Source organism: Luteimonas soli (assembly GCF_042648865.1).
GTDB classification, from domain to species: domain Bacteria; phylum Pseudomonadota; class Gammaproteobacteria; order Xanthomonadales; family Xanthomonadaceae; genus Luteimonas; species Luteimonas soli.
The window spans coordinates 820,508-826,381 of the sequence record NZ_JBHRYA010000003.1; the positions used below are offsets into that span (position 1 = coordinate 820,508).

At 69.4% G+C, this 5,874-nt stretch carries 5 protein-coding genes; 1 reads left to right on the plus strand and 4 read right to left on the minus strand.

The features are described from left to right. Positions 1–8 precede the first annotated feature (8 nt). The 4 genes from ACFONC_RS06980 to ACFONC_RS06995 form a co-directional block, all read right to left on the minus strand. A complete protein-coding gene (locus tag ACFONC_RS06980; RefSeq protein WP_386742985.1) occupies positions 9–1,112 on the minus strand; it encodes an acetylornithine deacetylase in 1,104 nt (367 codons plus the stop codon). Between the two features lie 146 nt (positions 1,113–1,258). Continuing rightward, the gene (locus ACFONC_RS06985) at positions 1,259–2,497 is read right to left on the minus strand and encodes an argininosuccinate synthase (RefSeq protein WP_386742986.1); all 1,239 of its coding nucleotides are present in this window, start codon (positions 2,495–2,497) and stop codon (positions 1,259–1,261) included. An 80-nt stretch (positions 2,498–2,577) separates the two neighbouring features. After that, positions 2,578–3,627: an N-acetylornithine carbamoyltransferase gene (locus tag ACFONC_RS06990; RefSeq protein WP_386742987.1), complete on the minus strand. Its 1,050-nt coding sequence runs from the start codon at positions 3,625–3,627 to the stop codon at positions 2,578–2,580. 257 nt (positions 3,628–3,884) lie between these two features. Next, entirely contained in the window at positions 3,885–4,331 is a 447-nt protein-coding gene (locus ACFONC_RS06995) for a hypothetical protein (RefSeq protein ID WP_386743082.1), read from the minus strand. A 146-nt stretch (positions 4,332–4,477) separates the two neighbouring features. Between ACFONC_RS06995 and cysS the strand changes: the two genes are divergently transcribed. Further along, a complete protein-coding gene (gene cysS / locus ACFONC_RS07000; protein ID WP_386742988.1) occupies positions 4,478–5,848 on the plus strand; it encodes a cysteine--tRNA ligase in 1,371 nt (456 codons plus the stop codon). Positions 5,849–5,874: the final 26 nt, after the last annotated feature.

The window sequence follows — 5,874 nt, forward strand, 5'->3', positions numbered from 1 at the left end:
CTACAGGATCAAGGGCTGGTCCTGCTGTTGTTGGCGATGATTCGTCGCACCGCTTCGGCGTAGTCCTGCAGCTGCGACAGCGACACCCACTCGTCCGCGGTATGCGCCTGGGCGATGTTGCCGGGGCCGCAGACCAGCGCGTCCAGGCCGGCGGCCGAGAACAGCGAGGCTTCGGTCCAGAAGTCGACCGCGTTGCCGATCGGCAAGCCCAGCGCGTCGGCAAGGTCGCGCGCGGCCAGCCGCCGGTCCTCGGCCGCGGCCACGTCGCCGGCCGGCAGCGGCGGCCCGCGGAAGGTTTCCTCGTAGCGCTCCAGCGCGCCGGCTTCGGCCAGTCCGCCGAAACGTGCGTGCAGTTCATCGATGTCGTGCGACGGCAGCGGGCGGAAGCCGAAGCGCACTTCCGCTTCCGGCGCGATCACGTTGGCCTTGATCCCGCCCTCGACGCGGCCGACGTTGAAGCGCAGGCCGGTCAGCCCGCCGAAGCGGCGATGCGATTCGCCCTCGACGAAATCGAGCGCGCGCGTGCCCCAGCGCATGGCCTGGTGCAGGGCGTTGGATTCCATCGCCGCCTCGCCCGACGCGTGCCCGGCCCGGCCCTTGAACCGCAGCAGCACCGAGCTGATCCCGCGGTGCGCAAGCACCGCCTCGCCGTTGGTCGGTTCGGCGACGACCACGCTCGAAAAGCCGTGCTGGCGCTTGAGGAACGCTTCGATGCAGCGCGCATCGTTGGCCTCCTCGTCGCTGCCGAACAGGAACGCGGCATCCCCGCGCGTTGCCTGCGCAGCCGCCACCAGGCAGGCCGCCGCGCCCTTGATGTCGCAGGCCCCCAGGCCGATCGCGCGGTTGCGGGCGACGCGCAGCACGAGCGGGTCGGCGGTCCACGCGGGCGACGACGGCACCGTGTCCATGTGCACGTTGAACAGCACCTGCGGCGTGCCGCGCACCGCGAACAGTGACACCGCGCCGTCGCCGTGGTCGGTGACCTCGACGCGGAAATCCGGCAGCTGCGCGCGCAGGTAGTCGAAGATGCCGCCCACGCCGATCCGGCGCGGCGGGTTGCGGGTGTCGAAGGACACCAGCGCGGTGAGATGTTGGAGGACCTGGTCGAGCATGTCGTGTCTTGGTGTTCGATGACTTGTGGAAGCGGTCGCAGGATGGGTAGAGCCGAAGGCGAAACCCATCATTGCGCGATCCAAGGGTGCCTGGCGCGGGACGATGGGTTTCGCTTCGCTCTACCCATCCTACGGGGGGGGCAAATCTATTTCCGATTGACCTCCGCCCACAGCGTGCTGCTCATCCCGAACAGCTTGATGAATCCTTCGGCTTCCTCCACGCCCCAGTCCGCCGACTGCGCGTAAGTCGCGCCGCTGGCGTTGAGGATGTGCGGCGAAGACACGGCGACGGCGTCCACGCGCCCGCCGCTGGTTTCCAGCACTACCTCGCCGTTGACCGTCGCCTGCGAGGAGGCAAGGAACGCCTCCAGGTCGGTCTTCAGCGGGTCGTGGAAGAAGCCTTCGTACACCAGCTCCACCCACTTGCGCGCCACCTCCGGCTTGAAGCGGTTCTGCTGCTTGCTCAGCACCGCCTCCTCCAGCGCGCGATGCGCGGCCAGCAGTGAGACGAGGCCGGGGGCCTCGTACACGATCCGCCCCTTGAGGCCGATCGTGGTATCGCCGGTGTACAGGCCGCGGCCGACGCCGTATTGCGCGAACAGCGTGTTGAGCCTGGCCAGCAATTCGTGGCCCGGCATCTCGCTGCCGTCCAGCGCCACGGCTTCGCCCTGCACGAAGCGCAGCGTCGCGCGCAGCGGCTCGACGGGCCATGCCTCGCGCGGCGCGCACCATCCGCGTGCGCCCTCGCCCGGCGCTTCCCAGCGGTCGATCTCGCCGCCGGACATGGTCAGGCCCAGCAGGTTCTCGTTGATCGTGTAGGCCTTCTGCTTCGCGCGCACGCCGAAGCCGCGCGCTTCCAGGTACTGCTGTTCGTAGGCCCGCGTCTGCGTGTGCTCCTTCTGGATTTCCCGGATCGGCGCGACGATGCGGTAATCACCGGAAGCCTTCACCGCGAGGTCGAAGCGCACCTGGTCATTGCCCATGCCGGTGCAGCCGTGCGCGATCGCATTCGTGCCCAGGTCGCGCGCGCGCGCCAGCGCGGCGTCGACGATCAGGTAGCGGTCGGACACGAGCAGCGGGTACTGGCCCTGGTAGCCCTCGCCTGCCCACACGAATGGCTTGACGAAACCGTCCCAGATCGCCGGCCCGCCGTCGATGGTGATGTGGCTGGCCACGCCCAGCTCCACCGCGCGCGCCTCGATGGTCGCGCGCTCCCCGGCGTCGACGCCACCGGTGTCTGCAAACACCGTGTGCACCGCCCAGCCGCGCTCCTGCAGCCACGGCACGCAGAAACTGGTGTCGAGGCCGCCGGAGAAGGCGAGGACGATGGGCGCGCTTTGCGCGCCGGGGCTGGGGACTGGGGACTGGGGGCTGGAGGTGTTCATTGGGGTCTCTGGAATTTTTTGATATCGGTTCGGGAAGCAGGATGCGGGGCGCAATCGGACAGGGAACCTTCCCCCAGCCCCTAGCCCCCAGCCCCCAGCTCCGGCGCGCACAGCGCCGCCATCACCGCCTTCTGCACATGCAGCCGGTTCTCCGCTTCATCGATGGCGATGCAGTTGGGCGAATCCATCACCGCGTCGGTCGCCTTGACGTTGCGGCGCAGCGGCAGGCAGTGGGAGAACACGCCGTCGTTGGTCTTCGCCATCTTCGCCTCGTCGACGATGAAGTGCCTGAAGCGGTCGCGGATCGGCTTCTCCGCTTCCCAGTTGCCGAAGTACGGCAGCGCGCCCCAGCTCTTGGCGTAGACGATGTCGGCGCCGGAATAGGCGCTGTCGATGTCGTGGCTGACCTGCAGGGTGCCGCCGCTTTCGGCCGCGTTCTTCGCGGCCCAATCCATGTAGCGTTCGTCGAGCACGTATTCGGGCGTGGGGCACAGCAGGGTCACGTCGAGCCCCATGCGGGTGGCGATGGTCAGCGCGGAGTTCGCGACCGCGGTGTTCAGCGCCTTGGGGTGGTAGGTCCACGTGAGGACGTACTTCTTTCCGCGCAGAGCCTGCCCCGGACTTGATCCGGGGTCGGTGGTGCCGAAGCGCTCCTGCAAGGCCATCACGTGCGCCAGCTCCTGGCACGGGTGGGTGATCGTTTCCATGTTGATCACCGGCACCGGCGAATGCCTGGCGAAGCCCTGCAGCACGCGGTCCTGGCGGTCGAGCGACCAGTCGACGAACTTCGGAAACGCGCGCACGCCGATCATGTCGACGTAGCGGCCCAGCACCCTCGCGACTTCGGCGATGTGCTCCTCGGCCTCGCCGTCCATCACCGTGCCCAGGTCGAACTCGATCGGCCAGGCGTCCTTGCCCGGCTGCAACACGACAGCGTGGCCGCCGAGCTGGAAGGCGCCCAGCTCGAAGCTGGTGCGGGTGCGCAGCGAGGGGTTGAAGAACACCAGCGCGATCGACTTGCCCTTCAGCGCGTCGCCGGCCGGGCTGCGCTTGAAGCGCGCGGCCTGCGCGAGCACCGCGTCGAGTTCGGCGCGGGTCCAGTCCTGGGTGTTGAGGAAGTGCCTGGTCATGGATTCGGGATTCGAAGTGAGGGGCGGAGTGTCGTCGTTTCACCGGCCCGGGAACGAAAAAACCCGGCGCAAGGGCCGGGTTCGATCTGGAACTGCAACAGCGCAGGTCCGGCTACCCAGCGAGTCGGGCTTCCGGTCGGCGCGCGCGCGAGGTCATGCCCGCCGCCATGCGGGCGGAGGTCAGGATGTCGGCGTTGGCGCGCGGGGTCTGCATCGGCGGGAATCGTCGCACGCGGCGACCCGGGCCGCAAGCGCCCTCAGCGGTCGTCGGCAACGATCGGCGTGACCGAGACCCGCACCCGCAGGCGGTTGCCCGGGTCGTACGGCATGCGCGAACGGTACTTCACGCCGTGGTGGACGTAGTCCACGTCATAGGCGATCGGCCGGCGGAACTCGCGCTCGGTCGGGACCACGTCGCAGCCTTCCCGCGGCGGCGCCCCGGCCTCCGGTTCGGCCTCGTCGGAATTGGGCGTGAGCGCATCCTTGACCGCTCCCACCACCTTCGCCAGGCCACGCCTGGGTTCGGCATCTTCGGCGGGCGCTCCGTCCTCGCACTCCTCCACCATCGCGGTGGCGCGCAGGGTCTGGTACACCGGTTCGGCCCGCAGCACGCGCGCGTATTCGGTCCGGACGTTCTCGATCTGGATGACGGTCTGCTGCGCACGCACCGGCAAGGCGGCGCAGGCCACCAGCAGGATCAACAGGAACGCACGGGTTCGGGGCATCTCGACCAGGGACCGACCGGACGGGCCTGCAGTGTAGGCGCAGGCCGCCGGAAGGGGCTGAATCGCGGCTGTCGTGGTCCGGGCCCGGCCGGTAGAATCGCAGGCCGTCCCCGCGACAGACCGCGATGAGCCTGCGCCTGCACAACAACCTGACCCGTCGGGTCGAGCCGTTCGCCCCGCTCGACCCGGCCTGCCCGACCATGTACGTCTGCGGGCCGACGGTCTACAACTACGTGCACATCGGCAACGCGCGCGGGCCGGTGGTGTTCGGCGTGCTGTCCGACCTTCTGCGGCGCCGGTTCGGCGCGCTGAAGTACGCGCGCAATATCACCGACGTCGACGACAAGATCAACGCGGCCGCGGCCGAACAGGGCGTGCCGATCTCCACCATCACCGACCGCTTCGCCGCCGCCTACCGCGAGGACATGGCGGCGCTGGGCGTCGCGCCGCCCGACATCGAGCCGGAGGCCACCGCGCACATCGCGCAGATCATCGCCATGATCGAAGGGCTGGTCGCCTCCGGGCACGCCTACGCGGCCGAAGGCCACGCGCTGTTCTCGGTTGCCAGCTTCGCCGGCTACGGCAAGCTCTCGCGCCGCGATCCGGAGGAAATGCTGGCCGGCGCGCGGGTCGAGGTCGCGCCGTACAAGCGCGACGCAGGCGACTTCGTGCTTTGGAAACCCTCCACGCCTGAACTGCCCGGCTGGGACTCCCCGTGGGGCCGCGGCCGCCCGGGCTGGCACATCGAATGCTCGGCGATGGCCGCCGCGCACTTGGGCGAAACCATCGACATCCACGCCGGCGGCGTGGACCTGCAGTTCCCGCATCACGAAAACGAGATCGCACAGAGCGAGTGCGCGCACGGCGGCAAGGTGTTCGCGCGCTTCTGGCTGCACAACGGCATGCTCAACTTCGCCGGCGCCAAGATGAGCAAGTCGCTGGGCAACATCGAGAAGATCCACGACCTGGTCCGCGCGCACCCGCCGGAGGCGCTGCGCCACGCGCTGCTGTCGGCGCACTACCGGCAGCCGCTGGACTGGTCGCCGGCGCTGATCGAGCAATCGGTGCGCACGCTGGACCGGCTCTACGGGACGCTGCGCGACCTGGGTGACATCGAAGCGACCCCGGCCATCCCGCAGGCGGTCGAGGACGCACTCGACGACGACCTCAACACGCCGCAGGCGCTGGCCGAGATCGCCGCGATCGCCGCGGCCGCGCGCAAGGCCGGCGACGACGGCGAGCGGTCGCGACTGAAGTCGCAGCTGCTCGGCGCAGGTCTGGTGCTTGGGCTGTTGCAGCAGGCGCCGGCCGACTGGTTCGGCCGCGGTTCGTCCGGCGACGACGGCGCCCGCATCCAGACGCTGATCGACGAGCGTGCCGCAGCGAAAAAGGCCCGCGACTTCGCACGCGCCGACGCCATCCGCGACCAGCTCGCGGCCGAGGGCATCGTGCTGGAGGACACGCCGCAGGGTGTGCGCTGGAAGCGCGGAACGTAGCGCTGGCGCGCAAAGCTCCAAGGTCC